Below are 23,473 nucleotides of genomic sequence, written 5' to 3'. Positions count from 1 at the left end.
GGGGCTTCTCATGCTGTGACCGGGTCGCCGGGCCGGGTGTCCGGGACACCCGGCAGCGCGGTCAGTAGCGGTAGTGGTCCGGCTTGTACGGGCCCTCGACGTCGACGCCGATGTATTCGGCCTGGTCCTTGGTGAGCTTGGTCAGCTCGCCGCCGAGCGCTTCGACGTGGATGCGGGCGACCTTCTCGTCGAGGTGCTTCGGCAGCCGGTAGACCTCGTTGTCGTACTCCTCCGGCTTGGTCCACAGCTCGATCTGGGCGATCACCTGGTTGGAGAAGCTGTTCGACATCACGAAGGACGGGTGGCCGGTCGCGTTGCCGAGGTTGAGCAGACGCCCTTCCGACAGCACCAGGATCGAGCGGCCGGTCTCCTTGAACGTCCACAGGTCGACCTGCGGCTTGATGTTCAATTTCGTTGCGCCGGAACGCTCCAGCGCCGCCATGTCGATCTCGTTGTCGAAGTGACCGATGTTGCCGAGGATGGCCTGGTCCTTCATCGCCTTCATGTGCTCGAGGGTGATGATGTCCTTGTTGCCGGTGGCGGTGATGACGATGTCGGCGTCGCCGATCGCCTTCTCCACGGTCACGACGTCGTAGCCGTCCATCAGCGCCTGCAGCGCGTTGATCGGGTCGATCTCGGTGACCTGCACCCGGGCGCCCTGTCCGGCAAGCGATTCCGCGCAGCCCTTGCCGACATCGCCGTAGCCGCAGATCAATACCTTCTTGCCGCCGATGAGTACGTCGGTGCCGCGATTGATGCCGTCGATCAGCGAGTGGCGGGTGCCGTACTTGTTGTCGAACTTGCTCTTGGTGACCGAGTCGTTGACGTTGATCGCGGGGAACACCAGCTCGCCCGCCGCCGCGAACTGGTAGAGCCGCAGCACGCCGGTGGTGGTCTCCTCGGTGACGCCGCGCACCGACTCGGCGATCTTCGCCCACTTGCCGCGGTCGGTCTCGAACCGCTCGCGCAGCAGGTTGAGGAACACCTTGTACTCGGCCGAGTGGTCCTCGTCCTCCGGCGGCACGACGCCCGCCTTCTCGAACTGCGCGCCGCGCAGCACGAGCATGGTGGCGTCACCGCCGTCGTCCAGGATCATGTTGGCCGGCTCGCCCGGCCAGGTGAGCATCTGCTCGGCCGCCCACCAGTACTCCTCCAGCGTCTCGCCCTTCCAGGCGAACACCGGGGTGCCCTTCGGCTCGTCGACGGTGCCGTTCGGGCCGACGACCACGGCGGCGGCCGCGTGATCCTGGGTGGAGAAGATGTTGCAGGAGGCCCAGCGGACCTCGGCGCCGAGGCTGGTCAGGGTCTCGATCAGCACCGCGGTCTGCACGGTCATGTGCAGCGAGCCGGAGATGCGCGCGCCCTGCAGCGGCCGCACCTCGGCGTACTCACGGCGCAGCGCCATCAGACCGGGCATCTCGTGTTCGGCGAGGCGGATCTCCTTGCGGCCGAAATCGGCCAGCGACAGATCCGCCACCTTGTAGTCGATGCCGTTGCGGACATCGGCGGTCAACGACGTGCGTGCGGGAAGTTCTGAGGTGGTCATCAGCCTCTCCTGGTTCGGCAAGTACCGAGGCAAGGCTAGTCGCTCACGACCGGGTGCGGACGACGCGGCCGCCCTCTTCGCACCGGCCGGGCCTGGACCCGGCGACCGCAGCGACCGTTACGCCGTCGCCCCGCGCGCCGCCAGGATGCGGCGCCGCTTGCGCGGCTGAATGTTCGCCAAGGTGATGTCGCCGCCGTAGTGGGCGAGGACGCGGTCGTCCATCATCCACCGCCACAGCGGCGGGATGGCGGCCAGCACGATCATGGCGGCGTAGCCCGCGGGCAGTTGCGGGGCCTGCTCGGAGGTGCGCAGGGTCTGGTAGCGGCGGCCCGGATTGGCGTGGTGGTCGCTGTGCCGCTGCAGGTGGAAAAGGAAGATGTTGGTGACCAGGTGGTCGCTGTTCCAGCTGTCGCGCGGCGAGCAGCGGGCGTACATGCCGTTCGCACGGCGCGCCCGCAGCAATCCGTAGTGCTCGACGTAGTTGACCGTCTCCAGCAGGCCGATGCCGATCACGGCCTGCAACAGCAGCCACGGCAGCACCTGGTAGCCGAACGCCGCGATCAGCGCGCAGAACAGCACCAGCGTCATCGACCAGGCCTGCAGGATGTGGTTGTGCACGCTCCACCAGCCCTTGCCCTTGCGCGCGAGCCGCTCCCGCTCGAGCGCTAGCGCGGACCGGAAACTGCCGGACACGCTGCGCGGCAGGAACTCCCACAGCGACTCCCCCAGCCGGGCGCTGGCCGGATCCTCCGGTGTCGCCACCCGCACGTGATGCCCGCGGTTGTGCTCGACGAAGAAGTGCCCGTATCCGGACTGCGCGAGCGCGATTTTGGCCAACCAGCGCTCGAGGTGCTCCACCCGGTGCCCGAGTTCGTGGGCGGCGTTGATGCCGATGCCGCTGACGAATCCGAGAGTCGCCGCCAGACCGAGCTTGTCGACCACGCTCAGGTCGTCACCGGCCCACATGTAGCTCGCGATCACCAGGCCGATCAGCTGCACCGGCAGCATCAAGTAGGTGCACCACCGGTAGTACCGGTCGTTGGAGAGCAGCTCGTAGTCCTCGTCCTTCGGATTGCTGCCGTCCACGCCGATCGACCAGTCCAGCACCGGGATGACGATCAGCACGATGATCGGGCCGATCCACCAGAACACCTCGAGACCGGTGTGCAGCACCAGTTGTGAGGGCAGCAAGGCCGACGACGGCGCGAGCAAGCCGAGAACCCACAGATGGCGTTTGGGATCGGGCGATCCCACCCGTTTGCCAACCGTTTGCACTTTTGCTCCACTCAGAGAAGACCCGAACACCCGTCGCCTGAGAATACTTCTTGACTTGTGGTCCGTTACAACGATGCCGTCGGTTGAAACGTGATCGCTATTACAAGCCGTGCAGTCGGTTTTTAATGTGCTGCATATGCGCCAGGTCGCAAGCCGGTTGCCCGCGCGGCTCAGCTCTTGACCCGCGCGGCTCAGCTCTTCACCCGCGCGGCGAGGATCGCTTCGACGTAAGGACTCAGCAGCGCACTCAATTCCGCGGGCGCGTCGCGGCCCGGACCGGGCGGAGTGGGGATGTAGCTGAGGGCGATGCGCACCAGCGCGTGCGCGATCACGTCCGATTCGGCCGCCGTGGACGCCACCCAGCTGTGCTGGAAGGCGCGCGACAGCCGTTCGGTCGCGTGCTCGAGCAAAGGTCCCGCGTCGAGCGTGATCAGGCGCAGCAGATCCAGCTTCACCTCGCCCGCGACCAGCGACTGCACCAGCGGGTCGGACGCCGCGTCGAAGAAGAAGTTGGCCATCCCGTCGCGGAACGCGGCGCGGACGTCGCCGACGTTGCCGTTGATCGCGGCGTCGACGTGATCGACCAGGAAGTCGGCCAGGCGCAGTGCGTAGGCCTGCGTGAGGCCGCTGCGCGAGCCGAATTCGTTGTACAGCGTCTGCCTGCTCACGCCCGCCCTGGCCGCGACGTCACCGAGCGTGATCTTGGACCAATCCCGCTCGGTGAGCAGTTCGCGCATCGCGTCCAGGACCGACGTCCGCAGCAGGTCCCGCGCGGCCTCCTGGTAGGGAATCCTGGTTCCGTTGCGCGGCATACCCGCGACCCTGTCACGGGCGCCTGCCGCAGTCAAAATCTCACGACCGTTCGATTTCGACCATGTAGAAATCCGCCTTCGCGGCGCCGCAGTCCGGACAGGTCCAGTCGTCGGGGATGTCGTCCCAGCGGGTCCCCGGCGCGATGCCGTCCTCCGGCCAGCCCTCGGCTTCGTCGTATTCGAAACCGCACTGGATGCACTGGTAGAGCTTGTACTCGGTCATTTCGTGGTCCTATGTCCCTATCGGCTCGAAATCGATCTTCTCCCGCACCCCGCAGTCCGGGCAGCACCAGTCGTCCGGCACCGCCTCCCACCGGGTGCCTGCCGGAAAACCCTCGTGCGGAGCACCTTTCACCTCGTCGAAAACGTAGTCGCAGACGGGGCAGCGATACGCGCTCACGCTGTCTCCCCTGCGGCATGAGCGGAGCCGTAGCGCGCCAGCACCTTCTCCCGCTTGCCCGGATCGATATTGGCGCGGGTGATGTCGCCGTCGTAGTGCGCGAGCACCCGCTTGTCCATGACGCGGCGCCACAGCGGCGGGAAGTAGGCGAGCAGGATCATGCTCGCGTAGCCGCTCGGCAGGTTCGGCGCGCCGTCCCAGCTGCGCAGCGTCTGGTAACGCCGGGTGGGGTAGGCGTGGTGGTCGCTGTGCCGCTGCAGGTGGTACAGGAAGATGTTGGTGACGATGTGGTCGCTGTTCCAGCTGTGCACCGGGGCGGGGCGCTCGTAGCGGCCGCTGGCCGTGCGCTGGCGCACCAGACCGTAGTGCTCGAGGTAGTTGACCGCCTCCAGCAGACTGAAGCCCACCACCGCCTGCAGGATCAGGTACGGCAGCAGCTCGATGCCGAACACCGCGACCAGGGCCGCGAACAGCACCACCGACATCAGCCACGCGCTGAGCACTTCGTTGCGCAGGCTCCACGGCTTCTTGCCGAGCCGTTCCAGCCGGACCTTCTCCAGGCGCCAGGACGACTTCAGGCTGCCCCACACGGTGCGCGGCCAGAACGCCCAGAATGTCTCGCCGACCCGAGAGCTCGCCGGATCCTCGGGCGTGGCGACGCGTACGTGGTGGCCGCGGTTGTGCTCGATGTAGAAGTGCCCGTAGCAGGACTGGGCCAAGGCGATCCGGGACAGCCAGCGCTCCAGGTCGACCTTCTTGTGGCCGAGTTCGTGCGCGGTGTTGATGCCGATGCCGCCGATCATGCCGACGGTGATCGCCAGCCCGATCTTGTCCACCACGTGCAGGCCGCCGTCGATGCCGAGCCAGCTCACCTCGTCGGCGGTGATCAGGTAGGCCGCCATGAGCAGCGTGGCGTACTGGAACGGCAGATACAGGTAGGTGAGGTAGCGGTAGTACTTGTCGTTCTCCAAGTACTCCATCACCTCGTCGGGCGGGTTGTCGCCATCCGGTCCGAAGAAGATGTCCGCGATCGGGATCAGCACGTAGACCAGGATCGGCCCGAGCCAGAACGGCACCTGCGCGAGGCGATGCCAGCCCAGCTCGTTCAAGCCCCAGATCAGCGGCAGGCCGATGAGGAACAGGCCGGCCGGGGCGAACAAACCCCACAGCCACATGTAGCGCTTGCGATCCCGCCAGGCCGGTACCTCGACCGGCTGGGCGGACGTGTCGGCGTGCGTCGACATCGTTGTCTCCATTCCCGAAGGGCACGCCACATGTGACGTGCATTACCTCACCTATGGACGATATAGGGGCATTTGTCGTATGTCTAGACAAATGAGGCAATTTGTAAACATCGTCGGGCACGGACAACGTGAGCCCCGGCCGGATGGGCATCCGACCGGGGCTCACGCGTTGGAATTCGGCTAGCTCACCGCAGCAGGACGTCGGCGTCGGTGGGCAGCGCGTTCACCGGCCACCAGCGCAGGTCGGTCGATTCGTGGCTGCGCACCGGGATCGCACCGGCGGGGGCGGTGATGCGGAACAGGAGGTCCAGATGTCTGGTGGGCACGCCCAGCGAGCAGGTGATGGGGTGCGCCTGCGCGCCGTACAACCCCGGCTCCAGCCGCAGGTCCGCGATGCCGGACTCCTCGGTGGCTTCACGCAGCGCGGCGCCCGCGACGGTCTCGTCCCGCTCCTCGCAGTGCCCGCCGAGCTGGATCCAGCGTCCCACCCGCGGGTGCAGCGTGAGCAGCACCTCCCGCCCGTCGTGGGAGAAGACGACCGCGGAGGCGGTGATATGGCCCGGCGCGTGCTCGCGCAGGCAACCCCGCGGGGCCGAACCGAGGAAGGCCAGCATCGCCTCACGCAGCGATCGCTCCGGACCGGTTGCCGGACACCAGGTTTCGAGCAGTTCGGTGGCCGAAGCATGCAGCGACTCCGCGCTCACCGGCGCTTCTCCCGCGCGGCGGAGAGGAGGCGCTTCACAGCTCGACCAGCCCGGCGCCCGCACCCGTCGGCTGCCGCGGAGTCAGGTCCTCGAGCGGATGACCGACAGCGATGGCGCCGAGGGGGCTCCAGTCCTCGGCCAGACCCAGCACCGCACGCGTGACCTCCGGTGCGAAGATCGTCGATCCGATCCAGCAACTGCCGATCCCCTCGGTCGCCAACGCGACCAGCAGGCCCTGCACCGCGGCGCCCACCGCGACGGTGAACATGGTGCGCTCGTCGGCACGCCTGCGCTCGTCCGGATAGTCGTGCGCGCCGTCCGGCACGCAGAACGGAATGATCACCTCGGGCGCGTCGAACAGGATGCGCCCGCGCGCGACCCTGCGCTCGACCCGTTCCGGCGGCAGGCCGTCCGCGGCCAGATCCGCTCGCCACTTCTGCGCCATCGCCTCGAGCAGCCGAGTGCGCAGTTCCGGCGTACGCAGCCACACGAACCGCACGGGGCGGGTGTGGTGTGGAGCGGGCGCGGTCAGCGCGACCGACACCGCCGCGCGTACGCGCTCGGGATCGACGGGCGTGTCGGAGAACTGGCGGATCGAGCGACGCAGCAGGATCGCCTCTTTGCGGCCGCGTTCGATCGCCTCCGCCGTGCCGAGCCAGAACAGGTCGTCGGTGCCGCCCCGGAGCAGATCGGCGGCGCCCGAGCCGTCGTCGACGATCGGCAACCCGCGCACCACGGCGACCGGGACGCCGCCGAGTTTGCCTTTGACCAGGTCGGCGGCCGCGGCCAGTTCGTCCGCCACGGCCACCTGGGTGACGAACAGCTCGTTGCCCTGACCGTCGACCGCGCCGGCGTAGTCGTGCAGCACCCGCAGGCCCGCCGCACCGATGGCGGCGTCGGTCTGCCCGTTGCGCCAGGCACGACCCATCGTGTCGGTGACCACCACCGCGACCGTCACACCCAGCCGCTCGGCGAGTGCCGCGCGCAACGCCTTGGCGCTGGCGTCCGGATCGACGGGCAGCAGCACGAGTTCGCCCTGTTCCACGTTCGAGCCGTCCACACCGGAGGCCGCCTGCACGATCCCCAGCTTGTTCTCCGTGATCAGCGTGCGGCCCTTGCGGGCGAGCACCCGCACCGCCTCCTGATCGACGAGGCTGCGCCGGACGGCGTCGCGCTCCTCGGCGTCCAGCGGCGCCTGCACGATGCGCCCCTCGACCTTGGCGACGATCTTGCTGGTCACCACCAGCACGTCACCGTCGGCCAGCCAGGGCGCGCAGCGGGCGATGTGCGCGGCGAGATCGTCGCCGGGACGGAATTCGGGCAGCCCGGTGACGGGCAGGATGCGCAGCTCCCCGGCCGCGTGATCGGTGGGCGTGCTCACAGGGCGACTCCAGCGAGATCCAGGGCCTGACGCACCATTTCGGCGGTGGTGGGCGGGTCGGTCATCAACAAAGGCACGCTGCGCACCTCGACCCCGGGCACCTCGGCGGTGTCGGTGCTGTGGATCAGCCAGCCGTCCAGGATCCCGGTGGCCGAGCGTGCGCCGTAGTACCGGCCGATCGCCTCGGCCGTGGTCTCCACCCCGATCACCGACAGGCACTCGTCGGCCATGCCGCGCAACGGCTTGCCGTCGATCACGCCGGAAACGCCGATCACCTGGGCCGCGGTGGTGCGCAGCGCGCCGCGGATTCCGGGCACCGCGAGGATGGCGCCGATGCTCACGACGGGGTTCGACGGCGCGAGGAGGACCACGTCGGCGAATTCTATGATATCGATCACATTTGGGGCAGGTTTGGCTTCATCGGCGCCAATTGTGGCGAATCCATGGGTGTCGATGTTCGCTCGGTAGCGAACCCACCACTCTTGAAAATGGATCGCGCGCCGTTCGCCAGGGTTGTCCGGATCGGACACCACGACATGCGTTTCGCAGCGATCGTCGGTTGCCGGGATGAGTTTCACGCCGGGCTGCCACCGGTTGCACAGCGCCTCGGTGACGGCGGAGAGCCGGTAGCCGGCGCGCAACATTTCGGTACGGATCAGATGCGTGGCGATATCGCGGTCGCCCAAGCCGAACCAGTCCGGCTGCGCGTGGTATTTCGCGAGCTCCTCCTTGGCGTGCCAGGTCTCGCCGACCCGGCCCCACCCACGCTCGGTATCGATGCCTCCGCCCAGGGTATACATGCAGGTATCGAGGTCGGGGCAGATCCGGAGCCCGTGCATCCAGACGTCGTCGCCGACGTTCACGATCGCGGAGACGTCCGCCTCGGGCAGCAGCTCCCGGACGCCCTGAAGGAAACGCGCGCCACCGACGCCGCCGACCAGCACGGCGATGCGGGGTCCGTTCGCGGGCGGGACGTCCGCTTGTTGTCCAGTCACATCCGCACAGCCTATGCGCTGGCGTGGCGGCTCCCATTCGGGGCAAATTTGCTGTTTATTTGCTAATGCACATCACAAGATCGTCTCGGAATGCGGCTGCGGATAGTAACGGAATAGCGACGGCGGCTTGACCATCGACGCGTCCGGCGTGTCTAATCACAGTCATGTCATTCCGGGTTCGCGCGAGAGGTCAACGCGCGAACCGCTTTTCGAACAGATGTTCGCATCGGTATGACAAGCTCGGGGACGTCCGCGGGACAACGTCGCGGGGTATGGCCGTCGGTGCGAGTGTTGGTCCGACGGAAAGAATCATTCTGCGCTAACACACAGTGAGGAGGCGGAGCGTGGCCAACGAGATGGTCTCGCCGACCGATTCCACAGCAGGCGCAGCACGTGGCGTCTGCGCAGATAACGGCGGCTGGAACGACCAAGAGGGGGGTGACGGAGTCACGGCGCCCCGGCTCAGCCTGGTCGTGACCGGTTTCGACGAGATGTTCGAATCCATCGAAGAGCAGTGGCAGGAGCGCGCCCTGTGCGCGCAGACCGATCCAGAGGCGTTCTTCCCCGAGAAGGGCGGCTCGACCCGCGAGGCCAAACGGATCTGCATGGGCTGCGAGGTACGCGACGAGTGCCTCGAGTACGCGCTCGCGCACGATGAGCGCTTCGGTATCTGGGGCGGCCTCTCCGAGCGGGAGCGCCGCCGCCTCAAGCGCGGCATCGGCTGACAGACGTATGCGAAGCCCGGAGCCGCCCGTCCACGGGGCGCTCCGGGCTCGCGCGACACGACCGCACGGCTCGCCGACCGCCTCGGTGCGGACGACACGAGCCCGCTGGCCTAGATTTTGTCTCATGGCACGTTCCCGTAAGCGCCGACCGCCGACCGCCCGGTCGGTGATCCGCCGCGGCCGCGGAGTGCGCGGACCGATGCTGCCACCCACGGTTCCCGCCTGGCGGACCCGCGGTCAGAAGTTCGACCGGCTGGTGCTGGAGGCGTTCGCCCCGTTGGACTCCCGCTGGCACGACCGGCTCACCAAGCTCGACATCGCGGTCGATGACGTTCCGAAAATCCGTCCGCTGCATCCCGATTCGGTCACCTGGCCGGACGAGGTGGTCGCCGACGGCCCGGTGCCCCTCTCGCGGCTCATCCCGGCAGGCGTCGACCGGCACGGCGCGGCGACCCGGGCACGGGTCGTGCTGTTCCGCAAACCGCTCGAGTTGCGCGCCAGCGACCCCGACGACCTGGTGGATCTGCTGCGAGAAGTGCTGGTCCAGCAGGTCGCGACCTACCTCGGCGTCGACCCGGACGTGATCGATCCGGAAGCCGAGTGAGTCCTACCCGTCCACGTGGCGGCGGCCCTCGAATGCCATTGCGGGGCAGGCGCAGGCGCACACGCGTGTAGGCCGGTCGACCGCCGGGTACTCCGGCACTCTCATCCGCGATACCCCACTCGCGGCGCGCAGCGGGACATCGTTGTGCGCGCGTCCGGGGGACGTCGTGCGGATCACCGCAAGCCGCGTCGCGGCCTGTGGAGCGCCGTGCTGCCCTCGTTTCGTCAGGCGCGGACCGAGATTCTTCAAGCGTGTCTGTCCCCATCGACGCGCCAGGGGGGTTACTCTCATCGGCGTGATTCCCATGCGTCGTTGCTGCCGACCAGGCTGCAAGAATCCGGCCGTCGCGACGCTCACCTATGTGTACTCGGACTCGACGGCAGTGGTCGGACCACTCGCGACGGTCGCCGAACCGCACTCCTGGGATCTCTGCGAAACGCACGGCTCACGCATCACCGCTCCGAAGGGCTGGGAACTGGTTCGCCACGAAGGCGGATTCTCCTCGAGCACACCGGATGACGACGATCTGACCGCGCTCGCCGAGGCGGTGCGCGAGGCGGGGCTACGCCGCCGCCCGCCGGAGCGCGAGCAGCGCGGCTATCGCGACTACGCTCCCCCGCCGCCGCGCACCGCACGCACGGGTCGCCGCGGCCATCTGCGCGTCCTTCCGGACCCGCCGTCCTGATCGGACGAGGACGATGTCGGACCGGTCCGGCGCAACCACTAGGGTGTTGGGCATGACAGTCGCCCGCTCTGCCGAATTCGTGAACGCGGTGATCAAGGCCTACGACGTTCGCGGCGTGGTCGGTGATCAGATCGACGCGGATTTCGTCAGGGACGTCGGCGCGTCCTTCGCACGGCTGATGCGCGCCGAGGGCGCGCACCGGCTCGTCATCGGGCACGACATGCGCGACTCCTCCCCCGGGCTGTCGGCCGCCTTCGCCGACGGTGCGCTCGGCCAGGGCCTCGACGTCGTGCACATCGGGTTGGCGTCGACCGACCAGCTGTACTTCGCTTCCGGCCGGCTGGACTGCCCGGGCGCCATGTTCACCGCCAGCCACAACCCGGCCCGGTACAACGGCATCAAGCTGTGCCGTGCCAAAGCGCTCCCGGTCGGACAGGACACCGGTCTGGCCACGATCAAGAGCGAACTGATCGACGGCGTACCCGAGTACGCGGGCGAGCGCGGCACCGCGACCGAACTGGACCTGCTCGCCGAGTACGCGGAATTCCTGCGCGGCCTCGTAGAACTCGGCGGCATCCGCCCACTCACCATCGCGGTGGACGCGGGCAACGGCATGGGCGGCCACACGGTGCCCGCGGTGCTCGGCGCGCTGCCCCAGGTGCAGATCGTGCCCTTGTACTTCGAACTGGACGGTAGCTTCCCGAACCACGAGGCCAACCCGCTGGACCCGGCGAACCTGGTGGACCTGCAGAAGCTGGTCCGCGAAACCGGCGCGGACATCGGCCTGGCCTTCGACGGCGACGCCGACCGCTGCTTCGTGGTCGACGAGAACGGCGACCCGGTGTCGCCGTCGGCGATCACCGCCCTGGTCGCCGAGCGCGAGCTGGCCAAGGAACCCGGCGCGGTGATCATCCACAACCTGATCACTTCCCGCGCGGTGCCGGAACTGGTGCACGAGCTGGGCGGAACGCCGGTGCGCACGCGGGTCGGCCACTCGTTCATCAAGCAGGAGATGGCCGCCACGGGAGCGGTGTTCGGCGGCGAGCACTCCGCGCACTACTACTTCCGCGACTTCTGGGGCGCCGACTCCGGGATGCTCGCGGCGCTGCACGTGCTCGCCGCGCTCGGCGAGAAGGATCGACCGGTGTCGGAGCTGATGGCCTCCTACGCGACCTACGCGGCCTCGGGTGAGATCAACTCCACCGTGGCCGACGCCGAGGAGCGGACGATGGCCGTGGTGGACGCCTTCGCCGACCGCGCGCACTCGGTGGATCGGCTGGACGGGGTGACCGTGCAACTGGCCGACAACGCGTGGTTCAACCTGCGCGCGTCGAACACCGAGCCCTTGCTCCGGCTGAACGTCGAGGCCCGATCGGCGGAGGAAGTAGACGCACTCGTGACCGAGATCCTGAGCATCGTGCGCTCCTGACTGGAATAGTGGAATCACAGGCCTTGGATTCGCCCGACTCGGTCTCGCTGTCGCAGCCGGACCGGGAGGGCGCGGGGGCGGAAAAGACACAGCGCGATGAGGGGAGGTGGGACGCCCGATGATCGCTGGAACACCGGTGCTCGACCTCGACGATGCCGCTTCACTCGAGGCCGCCGACGCAGGCGGCGCCCTTCGCTCGGCCGCCTCCGGCGGCGCCCAGGTACGCGCTACCGCGGCGGCCGTGGGTGAGGACGCGCTGGCCCGGCTGGCCGATCTGCGGCCCCGGAGCGTGGTGCTGGTCTCCGGTTCCGGACGTGCCGCGCGTGCCGCCGGACTGCTCGTAGCCGCGCTCGGCGACCGTGCGGGCCTACCCGTGGTACCCGCCGCCGCGCTTCCGCCCTGGGTGGGGCCGCTGGACGTCGTCCTGGTCTCCGGCGACGACGCGGGCGATCCTCGCCTGATCGATGCCGTCGACCGGGCGCTGCGCCGCGGCGCCGAAGTGGTCGTCGCCGCGCCGCACGAGGGGCCGCTGCGCGCCGCCGCGGCCGGACGCGCCGCCGTGCTGGAACCACGGGTGCAGGTACTCGGGCACAACCGCCTGTTGCGCTTCCTGGCCGCCGGAATCGCGGTGCTGCGCGCGGTCGACCCGCAGCGCACCGGCCCCGCCGTCCCGGAACTCGCCGAACTGGCCGACCTACTGGACGCCGAGGCGCTGCGCGACGGGCCGCACAACGAGGTGTTCCACAACCCGGCCAAGACGCTGGCCGCCCGCATGCAGCAGCACGGCATCGTGCTCGCGGGAGACTCCCCGGCGGCGGCCGAACTGGCCGAGCACGGCGCCGAGGTGCTGCTGCAGTCCGCGGGCAAGGTCGCTACCGCGGTGGATCTGGCCGAGGCCGTTGCGGCGCGGACCCGGATGGCCGAGGCGGCAGGCGAATCCGCGCCCGGCTTCGATCCGCTGTTCCACGACGAGGAGCTCGACGGCCCCGCCCCGGTGGAACGCATCCGGGTGTTCGTGCTCAGCGCCGATCGCGATCGCGCGGCCGCGCGCCGCCGCATCGCGGTGTTCGGCGGGGAGGGACCGAACCTGGTGGACGCCGATCTGGTGAACGCCGACGTCGACCTGCTGCACACCGAGATGACCGACCCCGCCGCCCCCGCGCAGGCCCGCACCGAGGAGTCCGCGCCTGCGAACGGCACCGAACTCGAACAGCTCGCGGTGCTCGCGCTGCGACTGGAGATGGCCGCCGCCTATCTGCGCCTGATCGGCTCGCGCACCGCAGCCGCCGACAGCCAGGGGCAGTTCGGGGGAAGCTACTAGTGCACGAACTCGTTGGTGCGCTGCGCTCGTATGCCTGGGGCTCGCGCACCGCGCTCGCTCAGCTGTGCGGCAGGGCGGTGCCGTCCGCCCATCCGGAGGCCGAACTGTGGTTCGGCGCCCACCCCGCCGACCCGGCGCACGTGCGGGTCGGCGACGGCACCACCTCGCTGCTGGATCTGATCGCCGGCGCCCCGGACCGGGAGCTGGGCTTCGCCGCAGACCGATTCGGCGGGAAGCTGCCGTTCCTGCTCAAGGTCCTTGCCGCGGAGGAGCCGCTGTCGCTGCAGGCGCATCCGAGCACGGAGCAGGCACGAGCAGGCTTCGATCGGGAGAATCGGACGAAGGTGCCACTGGATTCCCCGCTGCGCAACTACCGCGACGACAACCACAAGCCGGAGCTGGTCGTCGCGCTGGAGCGGTTCGAGGCGCTAGCCGGTTTCCGCGATCCGGACCGCACCGTCGCGTTGCTGCGCGCGCTGTCGGTAGACGGGTTGCGCTCCTATTGCGAACTTCTTGCCGCCCAGCCGGATTCCGCGGGTCTGCGCACACTGTTCACAACCTGGATCACGCTGCCGCAACATGTGCTGGCCACGTTGCTGCCCGACGTGCTCGACGGCTGTGTGCGGTACCTGTCCGGCAAGGGCGCCCGTGAATTCACGGCCGAGGCGCGCACGACGCTCGAGCTGGCCGAGGCATACCCCGGTGACGCGGGTGTGCTGGCGGCGCTGCTGCTGAACCGCGTGACGTTGGAGCCCGGGCAGGGCTTGTTCCTCGCGGCCGGGAACCTGCATGCCTACCTGCGCGGAGTGGGTGTGGAGATCATGGCCAACTCCGACAACGTTCTGCGCGGCGGCCTCACGCCCAAGCACGTCGACGTGCCGGAACTGTTGCGCGTGCTGGATTTCGAGCCGATCGGCCTGCCGGTGGTGCTGCCCGAACCCGCAGGCGACGGCTCGGTGCGCTACCGCACGCCCGCCCCGGAGTTCGCGCTGCGCCGCTTCGACCTGGTCGCCGGTGCCGCGCGGGTACCGCTGACCGCGGCGGGGCCGGGCATCGTGCTGTGCACGGCGGGGAAGGTACGGCTGTTCCAGGACGGCTCCTCGCTGGAGCTCACCCGGGGCGGCGCGGCCTGGATCTCCGCCACCGACACCGACATTCGCGCGCAGGCGGTGGACGGTGCGGTCCAGCTGTTCTGCGCCTGCGTCGGTGCGGCCGGCTGACCGATCCGGAACGCCCGGTGCCCGGTGCCCTAGTCTGTTCGCGGGTAGCTGGAAAACAGAGAGGACATGCTTCCATGTCGGCTGGCGGTGGCAAGAAGGCGATCATCGCGGCGTTGACCGCGAACGCGGGGATCGCCGCGGCGAAATTCGTCGGTGCGGCGATCACGGGATCGGGGTCGATGCTCGCCGAGGCCGTGCACTCCGTGGCCGACACGGGTAACCAGGGATTGCTGCTGCTGGGACAGCAGCGCGCCGCGAAGGAAGCCGACGAGCTGCACCCGTTCGGCTACGCGCGCAATCGCTACTTCTACTCGTTCATCGTGGCGCTGGTGTTGTTCACCCTCGGCTCCGGTTACGCCATCTACGAGGGCATCCACAAGATCCAGCACCCGGAGGAGCTGACTTCGCCGATCGTGGCGGTCGTCATCCTGCTGATCGCGATCGCGCTGGAGACCTACAGCTTCACCACGGCGGTGCGCGAGTCCGCGCCGATCAAGGGCGGCGCGAGCTGGTGGCGGTTCATCCGCACTTCGCGCAGCCCGGAGCTGCCGGTGGTGCTGCTGGAGGACACCGGCGCGCTGATCGGTCTGGTCTTCGCGTTCGCGGGCGTCGGCCTGACCATGCTCACCCACGACCCGATCTGGGACGGCGTCGGCACGCTGGCCATCGGCGGCCTGCTCGGCGTCATCGCGATCGTGCTGATCGTGGAGATGCAGAGCCTGCTGATCGGTGAGGGCGCCACGCCGGAGGAGAACCGGCAGATCCGCGCGAACCTGGTCGACGAGACGCGCATCGACCGGGTGATCCACCTCAAGACCCAGTACCTCGGCCCGGAGGAGCTGCTCGTGGCCGCGAAAGTCGGCGTGGTGCCCGGCCTCGACGTCGCGGCGATCGCCGACGCCATCGACGACGCCGAGTCCCGCGTCCGCGCGGCGGTGCCCGCGGCGCGCGTGATCTACCTCGAACCCGACCTCTACCGCACCGAACCCGCCAAAGGGTAGGACGTTCCACGCGCGGGGGCACGCATCTGCGCTGTCAGCGATGCTGGAGAGCGGGAGCGCGTAAGAGGTCGATGGGATCGCTGCGAACCCCGAAACGGTCGCGCAGGGCGTGACGCGCGGCGTGCAGCCCGCTCATGCCGTGCACCCCTGGCCCGGGCGGGGTCGCCGACGAACACAGGTAGACACCGGGGATCGGTGTGGCGTAGGGATTCCAGCGCGGAGTGGGACGGAAGGCGAACTGCCGCAGGGTCATCGCCCCGGCGGAGATATCGCCGCCGATGTAGTTCGCGTTGTGCGAGGGCAGCTGCGCGGCGGTGATCACGTTCTTCGCGACGATCAGATCGCGGAAACCCGGCGCGAACCGCTCGACCTGAGCGATCACGTCCGCGCTGACATCGCGGGTGGAGCCGTTGGGCACGTGGGCGTAGGTGTAGAACGTGTGCCCACCCGCGGGCGCGCGAGTCGGATCGACCACGTCCGGCTGGATGGACAGCACATAGGGCCGTTCGGCATGTCGCCCGATGGCCACGGCGTGCTCGGCGGCCATGGCCTCGGCGCGGGTGCCGATCACGTGCACCGTTCCGGCCAGCGCGCAGCCCTCGGCCTGCCACGGCACCGGCCCGGAGAGCGCGAAGTCGATCTTGCACGCCGCACCGCCGTACCGGAATCGCCGCAGCCGCTTCGCGTACCGCGCGGGCAACCGATGCTCGGCGATGCGCAGCAGTTCGGCGGGAGCCAGGTCGAGTAGGACCGCGCGAGCATCGGCGAACTCGTCGAGCGAGTCGACCCGGTGCCCGGTGTGCACCCGGCCGCCGAGACGTTCGAGTTCGGCGATGAGCGCGTCGGGAATGGCCTGACTGCCACCGCGCGGAATCACCCAGCCCCCGACATGGGCCAGTGCGCCGAGCATCAGCGCCGCGCCCGCGGCCGTGATGGCACGCGGCGGAATGATCGCGTGCGTCGCGATGCCGGTCAACAGGGCGGGCGCGACCTGTTCGCGAAACCTGATGTCCCACAGCGGCGAGCCCTGCTCCAAGGTGCGCAGGCCGAAACGCATCGCGGTCGCGAGCCCGGACGGGACGCGGCGCAGATCCGACATCGCGAGGTCGACCACCTCCGGCCAGTGCCGTACCAGCGGAGCGAACAGTTTGCGCCAGGCCGGGCCGTCGGCGCCGAGATCGTCGACCGTCCGTTCCAGGTCCCGCCAGGCGAGTCCGGCCACGCCGCCGTCGAGCGGATGCGCGTAGGAGACCTCCGGCGCGAGCAGGTCGACGCCGTGCGCGGTCAGGTCGAACGCGCGGAAGAACGGCGCGGCCGCCGCCATCGGGTGCGCGCCCGCGCACACGTCGTGCCGGTAGCCGGGCAGCGTCAATTCCGCGGTCCGGCACCCACCCCCAGCCGTCGCCTCTGCCTCGTACACCTCCACGGCGAGCCCCGCCCTGGCCAGGATCACCGCGGCGGCGAGCCCGTTCGGACCGGAACCGACCACCACCACATCAGCCATATCCCCACGCTACCGGCCGAGCGGCTTTCGACGCGGTCGCCGACACCACCCCGGCACCGCCGCACCAGCAGTACGGGCACCAGACGCGCGTCGCCGGTGCGGACACCCCTCCGCTTCGAGCAGGGCCGGACGCCCGGCCTGCTCCGGACGACCCGGGCTCGTTCCCGAGGCCGGAACATGGCCCTACCTCCAGACGTCGCCGATCGCGGCGAGCCACTCCAACACCGGGACGTCCAATCGCAGACCGCGCTGCTCCGGTCGAAGACGGCCGCCGCGTTCGAGGGTGGCCAGACCGTGCAGGGTGCGCCAGGCCACCTCGGTGCGCGCGCCGACTTCGGACTCCGACCCACGCCATAGCGAATCCGGTCTCAGGTGATCCCGAACACTTCGGCGGGACCAGCGGCGACTTTCCGAAGCCCTCGCCGTCTGCACCATCGAACGCACGACCAGCAAGGAGATCCACCATGGCGACCAAGCCGCACGGCCCCGCGTCCTACTTCCCCTCGATCGAGGCCAAGTACGGTCGCGCCATCGAGGAGTGGAAGACCGCCATGCGCGAGACCGGACTCACCTCGCACAAAGAACTCGTCGAATGGCTGAAGATCGAGCACGGCATGGGGCATGGCCACGCCACCGCCCTCACCCAGCACCACCTGCACCCAGAGAAGTGGGCGGTCTGACCCCGGACGCCACGAAGGGCCCGCAGATCCTGCGGGCCCTTCGTCCTGCGCGCGCTATGCCTGGACCAGATCCTTGGTCTCGGCCTCCTGCGGCTGCGCGGGCGTGCCGTGGTCGTCGTCGACCATGGTCCGCTCGTCGAAAGGCACCTTGCGATCGAGCACTTCGCGTACCCGATCCACGTCGACGGTCTTGGTCCAGGTGCCGATCAGCACCGTGGCGACCGCGTTGCCGGAGAAGTTGGTCAGCGCCCGCGCCTCCGACATGAAACGGTCGATGCCGACGATCAAGCCGACGCCATCGAGCAGTTCGGGACGATGACTCTGCAATCCGCCCGCCAGCGTGGCCAGACCCGCACCCGTGACACCGGCCGCGCCTTTGGACGCGACGATCATGAACAGCAGCAGCCCGAGTTGCTCGCCGATGGACAGCGGCTTGCCCATCGCCTCGGCGATGAACAGCGACGCCATGGTCAGGTAGATGGCGGTGCCGTCCAGGTTGAACGAATAGCCGGTCGGCACGACGACGCCCACGGTGGTGCGTTCCACGCCCATGTGGTCCATCTTCGCGATCAGCCGGGGCAGCGCCGATTCCGACGACGAGGTGGCGACGATCAGCAGGTACTCCCGCGCGAGGTAGCGGACGAGCTTGAAGATCGATACTCGCGAGACGCTCCACAGCAGCAGGCCGAGCACGCCGAAGACGAACACCACGCAGGTGAGGTAGAACGCCAGCATCAGCGTGCCCAGCTTCACCACGGCGTCCAGGCCGGTCTTGCCCACCACGTTCGCGATCGCCCCGAACGCGCCGATCGGCGCCAGCCACAGGATCATGACCAGGATCCGGAACACGAGCTTCTGCAGCAGCGCCACACCGCGCAGGATCGGCTCGCCCGCCGTGCCCATGGCTTGCACCGCGAAGCCGACCAGCAGCGCGACGAACAGCGCCTGCAGGACATTGCCCGTGGTGAGCGAGGACAGCAACGTGGAAGGGACGATGTTCTGGATGAATTCCCAGGTACCGCCCGCGCCGTGCGCGGTGTTGGCCAGGTCGTGACCGGCTTTGGCCGACTTGCCGATATTCAGTCCCGCGCCGGGTTGCAATAGATTGCCGACGACCAGGCCGATCCCGAGCGCGATGGTCGACATGACGAGGAAGTAGCCGATGGCCAGCCCGCCGACCTTGCCGACGGTGGCCGCCGCGCGCACCGAGCCGATCCCGAGCACGATGGTGCAGAAGATGACGGGAGCGATCATCATCTTGATGAGGTTGACGAAGATGGTCCCCAGCGGGGCGAACGACTGCGCGGCGCCGGGCGCCAGCCAGCCGACGAGCACGCCCGCCACCACCGCCACGATGACGGCCAGATACAGCCAATGAGTGCGGTCGCGCCGCGTGCGAGTCGAGTCGCTCATAGCGAGGATTTCCCTTCGAACGGTACCGACGCGAGGTGGCTCACGCCTTCCAGGCAGAATGATGGTCGGCCGGGTGATCCCGGTCACTGTTTGGTGCATTACGTTCAGCGGAGGCAGAGCTTGTGAGACGCGGTCGGCTCTCCCTCGCCGGGCAGGCGTTCGTCTTCCAGTTGGTCGTACTCGCGGTGATGATCGGGATCGGTGTGGTGCTCGCGGTCCTGGACGCCAGGCACGACAGCGACGTCACCACCACCAGGGAAGTCACCGACGTCGCGGTGAGCGTGGCCGACGCGCCCTCCACCGTCGACGCGTTGCGCAGCGCGGATCCGACGGCGCTGTTGCAGCCGGTGACCGAGGAGATCCGGCGCGAGACCGGCATGGACTTCATCGTGGTCATGGCGCCGGACCGGACCCGCTACACGCACACCAACCCCGCGATGATCGGGCTGCCGTTCAGCGGCACCATCGATCGCGCGCTGGCGGGCGAGACCTTCACCGAGACCTTCACCGGCACGCTGGGCCCCTCGATCCGGGCGGTCACGCCGGTGCACGACAACGGGCGGATCGTCGCCTTGGTCTCCGCGGGCGTGACCCGTGCCAAGATCGGTGACCAGGTCGCCACCCAGCTCCCGGTGATCCTTGGCGTCGCCGGCGCGGGCCTGGTGCTGGCCGCAGGCGGATCGTTCCTGCTCAGTCGCAGGCTGCGGCGGCAGACCCACGGGCTGGCGCCCGACGAGCTGCGCGCGATGTACGAACATCACGACGCCGTGCTGCACTCGGTGCACGAGGGGTTGGTGGTGTTCGGGCCGTCCGGCGAGGACGCCGAGGTCGTCAACGACGAGGCGCGCCGCCTGCTCGACCTGCCGCCGGGCCAGGTGCGGCGCAGCGACCTTCCGCTGTCGCTGCAGCGGATGAGCTGGGGCACCGTGCGCGACGAGATGCACGTGACCACCGACCGGATCCTGCTGGTCAACCAGGACACCGTGGAATGGGAAGGCCGGGCGATCGGCACCGTGATGACCATCCGCGACCACACCGAACTGCAGGCGGTGATGGGCGAATTGGATTCCGTGCGCAGCTTCGCGGAGTCGTTGCAGGCGCAGGCACACGAGTCGGCCAACCGATTGCACACCGTGGTCACCATGGTGGAGCTGGGCCGCCATCGGGAGGCCGTCGAGTTCGCCACCGCGGAACTCGAGCTGTCCCAGGCGCTGATCGATCGGCTGTTCGCCGCGGTGGGCGCGCCCGCCCTGGCCGCGTTGCTGCTCGGCAAGGTGAACCAGGCCGCCGAACGCGGCATCGAGCTGACGATCACCGACGACACCGCCCTGGACTCGGTCGAGCCGCTGTCCCCCCACGAAACGGTCACGCTCGTCGGCAATCTCGTCGACAACGCGATCGATGCCGCGGCGGACAGCGCGTCCGGCTGGGTGGAGGTCACTCTGGCGCACCGGCGCGACGCCGCGGACGAGTCGATGCTCTACATCCGCGTCGCCGACAGCGGCCCCGGCATGTCCGCGGAGATGTTCGCGCGCGCGTCTCAGCGCGGGTATTCGACCAAGGCCGCCCATCACGGCCTCGGACTCGCGCTCGTCCACCGGCTGGTGGCTCGCCACGGGGGCAGCATCCGCACCCAACGGGATCCCGAAAGCGCGGTGACCGTGACGATTCCACGAAAGGAAGCGCGATGATCCGTGTGCTGATCGTCGAAGACGAGCCGCTGATCGCCGAGGCGCACCGCGCCTACGTGGAGCGCATCGCCGGATTCACACCCGTCGGCGTCGCCCACACCGGACGCGAGGCGATGCGCGCGGCGGCCGATGCCGCGGCCGAGGGCACGCCGATCGATCTGGTGCTGATGGACATCGGCCTGCCCGACGCCAGCGGCCTCGACGTCGCCGCCGCGCTGACCGGTCTGGCGCCGCGCCCGGACGTCATCGCCATCACCTCCGCACGTGACCTGGCCATGGTGCGCACCGCGGTGTCGCACGGCGTCGTGCTGTATCTGCTGAAGCCGTTCACCTTCGCCGCATTCCGCGACAAGCTCGACCGTTACCGCGAGTTCCGCACCGCGCTTCCGGCCGGTGAGAGCGCGATCTCCCAGCACGACATCGACCGGGCGCTGAGCGCGCTGCGCACCCCCGACCAGCGCGCGGCGACGCCCAAGGGGGTCGCGCCGCAGACCCTCGACGAGATCTCCCGCACCGTGCGCGCGGCCGAGAGCGAGGGGGTGACCGCCGCGGACACCGCGACCTCGGTTGGCGTCTCGCGCATCACCGCTTGGCGTTACCTGGAGAAACTGGCCGACGACGGGCTGGTTGTCCGACGCTCCGACTACGGCAGGGCCGGGCGTCCGAAGACCCGCTATGTCTGGAAGACCTCCGGTTGATCAGACCGGCTCCGGCGCCTGCGCGGGTTGACCGAGACGCACCGGCAGCCGCTCGTAGCCGTGCAGGGTGAACAGTGCGCGCCGCTTCGGCGAACCGTCCGGATGCAGTCCGGGGAACCGCTCGAAGAGGGCTCGCAACGCGTAGACGCCTTCCATCCTGGCCAGGCTGGCCCCCAGGCAGACGTGCACGCCGCTGCTGAACGAGAGATGCTCCTTGGCGTTGTCGCGCCCGACGTCGAATCGCCCGGGATCGGCGAAGACCTCCGGGTCGCGGTTGGCTCCGGCCAGCGACAGCACCACCGTGTTGCCCTCGCGCACCGTGATCCCATCGATCTCCACGTCGGTCAGCGCGGTCCGCGCGGTGGTCTGCACCGGTGAGTCGAAGCGCAGGATCTCCTCGACGGCGTTGGGCCACAGCTCGGGCTCCGCGCGCAGCCGCTCCAGCTGAGCAGGGTGCGCCAGCAGCTGCGCGACACCGTTGCCGATCAGGTTGACCGTCGTCTCGAAGCCCGCTCCCATGAGCAGGCTCGCGGTGGCCTTCAGCGCGTAGGAGTCCAGCTCCCCCGCGGTGACCAGCGCGGAGAGGATGTCCTCGCCCGGCTCGCGGCGCAACCGTTCGATGTGCCGGTCGAGGTAGTCGTCCATCACTTCCATAGCGCGCAGCGCATCGCGGTACGCGCGCCACGGAATGCCGACGTCGAGCAATGGCGTCATCTGATCGCCCCAGTGCAGGAACCGCGCTTTGTCCTCGTCGGGGAACCCGAGCATCTCCGAGATGATCGCGATCGGCACCTGGGCGGCGAACGACCGGATCAGGTCCGCCGAACCGTGCGCGGGCAGCGCGTCCAGCAGCTCCCCGGTGACCGTCTCGACGCGGTCGCTGAGCCTGCGGATCGCGCGCGGGGTGAACGCCGAGGCGACCGGCTTGCGCATGGCCGTGTGCTGCGGCGGATCGATCACCAGCATCGAGGGCGGCTCGACCGGATTCGGCGGCAACGGGAAGCGCTCGGCCAGCTTCTGCAGCGGCTTCGGGATGTTGAAGCTCTCCGTGGTGCGCACGCCGAAACGGCTGTCGCGCAGGATGGCACGGCACAGCTCGTGGTCGAAAGTCGCCCACGCGATGGAGGTGCGCAGCAGCCTTCCCTGCCCACGCAACTGCTCGATGAGCGGATACGGATCATCGAAGCCCGCGGGCCCGCCCATCAATTCGGCGAACGGGTCACCACGGCGCGCCTGCAGGCGCAGGACGAGGCGAGGCGCGCCCTGTACGGACACCCAGCGGAACCAGTAATGCGGCTGCATACTCCAACCCCCTCGTCGTGCGGTGTCTCCACCGTACGGAACGCTGCCGAGTTGTGGAACGTGCTCAGGTCGGATCGGCGCTTATACCGTGGTAGGAGCCGCTACCGACGGTCGCGCTCATCCGCGCTGCGCGGTCACCCGCTCCGACGCGATGCGCCGCTCGCGCTGCGCCGGATCGGGGTTGATCACCTGCACCAGCGACGCGCCCGCGGACAGCACCGCGAGATACCCGTCGATCAGTTCGGCCGGCGTGTCCCACGGCGTGCTGGACAGCACCCGGTCCCCTTCGGCGAAGCCCTGCCGCATGGCGGACTTCCGCGCCTCGGCGAGCACCTCGGCGACGGGCATGCCGTCCAGCGCGACCCCGGCGCCGCGAGGCAGGAACTGGTCGCCGTGCACGCGCACGGAGGTGGCGAAGTCGGTGACGCCCACCGGCACATCGCGCACCGGGGACCCCATGGCGTCCAGCGACAGCGCCGCGACCTCGCCAACGCCGTCGGCGTCGTCCAGGCGATCCGGGGTGACCAGGGCCAGATCGGCGTCCTCGTCCGGGCGCAGCACCACCTCGGTGCCCGCCCACCAGCAGCCGAGCAGCACGGCGGCGGTCTGCCAGTGCGCGGGAAGCAGGACGGCCACCCGGGCGCCCGGACTCAGGCCGAACTCGTCGCGAATCAGGTTCGCGGTTTTGGCCGCCCAGTTCGCCAGGGTCGCGCCGGACAGTTCGATGCGGGCGCCGGCGGCGTCGTCGTAGTAGGTGACGCGCGGCCCCGCCGGATCACGGGCGAGGATCGGATCGAGTACCGCTTCGGTGAGGGTGTGTGCCTGGTCGATGTCACGCATGGT

Annotated in this window: 23 protein-coding genes; 10 read left to right on the top strand and 13 right to left on the bottom strand. The window is 69.2% G+C overall.

Annotated features, from left to right (window positions below):
• Nucleotides 1-61 precede the first annotated feature (61 nt).
• The 9 genes from ahcY to cofD all read right to left on the bottom strand — a co-directional run bounded on the left by ahcY (nucleotide 62) and on the right by cofD (nucleotide 8,312).
• Nucleotides 62-1,546 carry an adenosylhomocysteinase gene (gene ahcY / locus GVY64_RS27230; RefSeq protein WP_159847325.1) on the bottom strand — a complete coding sequence of 495 codons (1,485 nt, stop codon included), beginning with the start codon at nucleotides 1,544-1,546 and terminating at the stop codon, nucleotides 62-64.
• 117 nt (nucleotides 1,547-1,663) lie between these two features.
• Nucleotides 1,664-2,800, bottom strand: coding sequence for an alkane 1-monooxygenase (locus GVY64_RS27225; protein ID WP_236567243.1), 1,137 nt, complete (start codon nucleotides 2,798-2,800; stop codon nucleotides 1,664-1,666).
• Nucleotides 2,801-3,012: 212 nt separating this feature from the next.
• Nucleotides 3,013-3,633: a TetR/AcrR family transcriptional regulator gene (locus GVY64_RS27220; RefSeq protein ID WP_159847322.1), complete on the bottom strand. Its 621-nt coding sequence runs from the start codon at nucleotides 3,631-3,633 to the stop codon at nucleotides 3,013-3,015.
• Nucleotides 3,634-3,673: 40 nt separating this feature from the next.
• Nucleotides 3,674-3,856, bottom strand: a complete 183-nt coding sequence (locus tag GVY64_RS27215) for a rubredoxin (protein ID WP_043730863.1) — start codon at nucleotides 3,854-3,856, stop codon at nucleotides 3,674-3,676.
• Between the two features lie 9 nt (nucleotides 3,857-3,865).
• Nucleotides 3,866-4,033 (bottom strand): rubredoxin, encoded by a 168-nt coding sequence (locus GVY64_RS27210; protein WP_159847319.1) that lies wholly within the window; start codon nucleotides 4,031-4,033, stop codon nucleotides 3,866-3,868.
• Complete coding sequence (locus GVY64_RS27205; RefSeq protein ID WP_201298168.1) at nucleotides 4,030-5,277, bottom strand: alkane 1-monooxygenase; 1,248 nt, start codon at nucleotides 5,275-5,277, stop codon at nucleotides 4,030-4,032. Before GVY64_RS27205 ends, GVY64_RS27210 begins: the two co-directional genes overlap by 4 nt.
• A gap of 185 nt (nucleotides 5,278-5,462) precedes the next feature.
• Entirely contained in the window at nucleotides 5,463-5,981 is a 519-nt protein-coding gene (locus tag GVY64_RS27200) for an NUDIX hydrolase (protein ID WP_159847313.1), read from the bottom strand.
• 34 nt (nucleotides 5,982-6,015) lie between these two features.
• Entirely contained in the window at nucleotides 6,016-7,362 is a 1,347-nt protein-coding gene (locus GVY64_RS27195; RefSeq protein WP_159847310.1) for a coenzyme F420-0:L-glutamate ligase, read from the bottom strand.
• Nucleotides 7,359-8,312 carry a 2-phospho-L-lactate transferase gene (gene cofD / locus GVY64_RS27190; RefSeq protein ID WP_201298171.1) on the bottom strand — a complete coding sequence of 318 codons (954 nt, stop codon included), beginning with the start codon at nucleotides 8,310-8,312 and terminating at the stop codon, nucleotides 7,359-7,361. Before cofD ends, GVY64_RS27195 begins: the two co-directional genes overlap by 4 nt.
• 536 nt (nucleotides 8,313-8,848) lie before the next feature.
• Here cofD and GVY64_RS27185 point away from each other — a divergent pair.
• The 7 genes from GVY64_RS27185 to GVY64_RS27155 all read left to right on the top strand — a co-directional run bounded on the left by GVY64_RS27185 (nucleotide 8,849) and on the right by GVY64_RS27155 (nucleotide 15,342).
• A complete protein-coding gene (locus GVY64_RS27185; RefSeq protein ID WP_029901515.1) occupies nucleotides 8,849-9,082 on the top strand; it encodes a WhiB family transcriptional regulator in 234 nt (77 codons plus the stop codon).
• A 124-nt stretch (nucleotides 9,083-9,206) separates the two neighbouring features.
• Nucleotides 9,207-9,686, top strand: coding sequence for a metallopeptidase family protein (locus tag GVY64_RS27180; RefSeq protein WP_168434228.1), 480 nt, complete (start codon nucleotides 9,207-9,209; stop codon nucleotides 9,684-9,686).
• A 304-nt stretch (nucleotides 9,687-9,990) separates the two neighbouring features.
• A complete protein-coding gene (locus GVY64_RS27175) occupies nucleotides 9,991-10,371 on the top strand; it encodes a DUF3499 domain-containing protein (RefSeq protein WP_159847450.1) in 381 nt (126 codons plus the stop codon).
• A 52-nt stretch (nucleotides 10,372-10,423) separates the two neighbouring features.
• Nucleotides 10,424-11,800, top strand: coding sequence for a phosphomannomutase/phosphoglucomutase (locus GVY64_RS27170; RefSeq protein WP_159847304.1), 1,377 nt, complete (start codon nucleotides 10,424-10,426; stop codon nucleotides 11,798-11,800).
• Nucleotides 11,801-11,918: 118 nt separating this feature from the next.
• On the top strand, nucleotides 11,919-13,121 hold the full coding sequence (locus GVY64_RS27165; protein WP_159847301.1) for a tobH protein: 1,203 nt from the start codon (nucleotides 11,919-11,921) through the stop codon (nucleotides 13,119-13,121).
• Nucleotides 13,121-14,341 (top strand): mannose-6-phosphate isomerase, class I, encoded by a 1,221-nt coding sequence (gene manA / locus GVY64_RS27160; protein ID WP_159847298.1) that lies wholly within the window; start codon nucleotides 13,121-13,123, stop codon nucleotides 14,339-14,341. The genes GVY64_RS27165 and manA overlap by 1 nt, the downstream gene beginning before the upstream one ends.
• Nucleotides 14,342-14,415: 74 nt before the next feature.
• Nucleotides 14,416-15,342 carry a cation diffusion facilitator family transporter gene (locus GVY64_RS27155; protein ID WP_159847295.1) on the top strand — a complete coding sequence of 309 codons (927 nt, stop codon included), beginning with the start codon at nucleotides 14,416-14,418 and terminating at the stop codon, nucleotides 15,340-15,342.
• Between the two features lie 34 nt (nucleotides 15,343-15,376).
• On the opposite strand, the gene GVY64_RS27150 is transcribed toward GVY64_RS27155, so the two are convergent.
• A complete protein-coding gene (locus tag GVY64_RS27150; protein WP_159847292.1) occupies nucleotides 15,377-16,846 on the bottom strand; it encodes a phytoene desaturase family protein in 1,470 nt (489 codons plus the stop codon).
• A gap of 464 nt (nucleotides 16,847-17,310) precedes the next feature.
• Between GVY64_RS27150 and GVY64_RS27145 the strand changes: the two genes are divergently transcribed.
• A complete protein-coding gene (locus tag GVY64_RS27145) occupies nucleotides 17,311-17,526 on the top strand; it encodes a DUF4287 domain-containing protein (RefSeq protein ID WP_159847289.1) in 216 nt (71 codons plus the stop codon).
• A gap of 54 nt (nucleotides 17,527-17,580) precedes the next feature.
• Here GVY64_RS27145 and GVY64_RS27140 read toward each other — a convergent pair whose 3' ends face one another.
• Nucleotides 17,581-18,939 carry a cation:dicarboxylate symporter family transporter gene (locus GVY64_RS27140; protein ID WP_159847286.1) on the bottom strand — a complete coding sequence of 453 codons (1,359 nt, stop codon included), beginning with the start codon at nucleotides 18,937-18,939 and terminating at the stop codon, nucleotides 17,581-17,583.
• A 188-nt stretch (nucleotides 18,940-19,127) separates the two neighbouring features.
• Here GVY64_RS27140 and GVY64_RS27135 point away from each other — a divergent pair, with 188 nt between their 5' ends.
• Together GVY64_RS27135 and GVY64_RS27130 are read left to right on the top strand one after the other, a co-directional pair.
• Nucleotides 19,128-20,630, top strand: a complete 1,503-nt coding sequence (locus GVY64_RS27135) for a sensor histidine kinase (protein ID WP_159847447.1) — start codon at nucleotides 19,128-19,130, stop codon at nucleotides 20,628-20,630.
• A complete protein-coding gene (locus GVY64_RS27130) occupies nucleotides 20,627-21,328 on the top strand; it encodes a response regulator (RefSeq protein WP_159847283.1) in 702 nt (233 codons plus the stop codon). Before GVY64_RS27135 ends, GVY64_RS27130 begins: the two co-directional genes overlap by 4 nt.
• On the opposite strand, the gene GVY64_RS27125 is transcribed toward GVY64_RS27130, so the two are convergent.
• Both GVY64_RS27125 and GVY64_RS27120 read right to left on the bottom strand, forming a co-directional pair.
• A complete protein-coding gene (locus GVY64_RS27125) occupies nucleotides 21,329-22,630 on the bottom strand; it encodes a cytochrome P450 (RefSeq protein ID WP_159847280.1) in 1,302 nt (433 codons plus the stop codon).
• Between the two features lie 117 nt (nucleotides 22,631-22,747).
• A complete protein-coding gene (locus GVY64_RS27120; RefSeq protein WP_159847277.1) occupies nucleotides 22,748-23,470 on the bottom strand; it encodes a TIGR03089 family protein in 723 nt (240 codons plus the stop codon).
• Nucleotides 23,471-23,473 lie beyond the last annotated feature (3 nt).

Origin of the sequence: Nocardia sp. CY41, from assembly GCF_009829325.1 — a bacterium.
In the GTDB taxonomy this organism is placed as follows: Bacteria; Actinomycetota; Actinomycetes; order Mycobacteriales; family Mycobacteriaceae; genus Nocardia.
The sequence above is the reverse complement of the archived record's forward strand: the minus strand, read 5'-3'. Positions and strand labels throughout refer to the sequence as shown.

Excerpts from the sequence above, each read along its gene's own strand:
- ahcY (WP_159847325.1), bottom strand. The coding sequence starts at position 1,546 with ATGACCACCTCAGAACTTCCCGCACGCACGTCGTTGACCGCCGATGTC.
- GVY64_RS27220 (WP_159847322.1), bottom strand. The coding sequence starts at position 3,633 with ATGCCGCGCAACGGAACCAGGATTCCCTACCAGGAGGCCGCGCGGGAC.
- GVY64_RS27215 (WP_043730863.1), bottom strand. The coding sequence starts at position 3,856 with ATGACCGAGTACAAGCTCTACCAGTGCATCCAGTGCGGTTTCGAATAC.
- GVY64_RS27205 (WP_201298168.1), bottom strand. The coding sequence starts at position 5,277 with ATGTCGACGCACGCCGACACGTCCGCCCAGCCGGTCGAGGTACCGGCC.
- GVY64_RS27185 (WP_029901515.1), top strand. The coding sequence starts at position 8,849 with ATGTTCGAATCCATCGAAGAGCAGTGGCAGGAGCGCGCCCTGTGCGCG.
- GVY64_RS27180 (WP_168434228.1), top strand. The coding sequence starts at position 9,207 with ATGGCACGTTCCCGTAAGCGCCGACCGCCGACCGCCCGGTCGGTGATC.
- GVY64_RS27175 (WP_159847450.1), top strand. The coding sequence starts at position 9,991 with ATGCGTCGTTGCTGCCGACCAGGCTGCAAGAATCCGGCCGTCGCGACG.
- GVY64_RS27170 (WP_159847304.1), top strand. The coding sequence starts at position 10,424 with ATGACAGTCGCCCGCTCTGCCGAATTCGTGAACGCGGTGATCAAGGCC.
- GVY64_RS27165 (WP_159847301.1), top strand. The coding sequence starts at position 11,919 with ATGATCGCTGGAACACCGGTGCTCGACCTCGACGATGCCGCTTCACTC.
- GVY64_RS27155 (WP_159847295.1), top strand. The coding sequence starts at position 14,416 with ATGTCGGCTGGCGGTGGCAAGAAGGCGATCATCGCGGCGTTGACCGCG.
- GVY64_RS27150 (WP_159847292.1), bottom strand. The coding sequence starts at position 16,846 with ATGGCTGATGTGGTGGTGGTCGGTTCCGGTCCGAACGGGCTCGCCGCC.
- GVY64_RS27145 (WP_159847289.1), top strand. The coding sequence starts at position 17,311 with ATGGCGACCAAGCCGCACGGCCCCGCGTCCTACTTCCCCTCGATCGAG.
- GVY64_RS27140 (WP_159847286.1), bottom strand. The coding sequence starts at position 18,939 with ATGAGCGACTCGACTCGCACGCGGCGCGACCGCACTCATTGGCTGTAT.
- GVY64_RS27135 (WP_159847447.1), top strand. The coding sequence starts at position 19,128 with ATGATCGGGATCGGTGTGGTGCTCGCGGTCCTGGACGCCAGGCACGAC.
- GVY64_RS27130 (WP_159847283.1), top strand. The coding sequence starts at position 20,627 with ATGATCCGTGTGCTGATCGTCGAAGACGAGCCGCTGATCGCCGAGGCG.
- GVY64_RS27125 (WP_159847280.1), bottom strand. The coding sequence starts at position 22,630 with ATGCAGCCGCATTACTGGTTCCGCTGGGTGTCCGTACAGGGCGCGCCT.
- GVY64_RS27120 (WP_159847277.1), bottom strand. The coding sequence starts at position 23,470 with ATGCGTGACATCGACCAGGCACACACCCTCACCGAAGCGGTACTCGAT.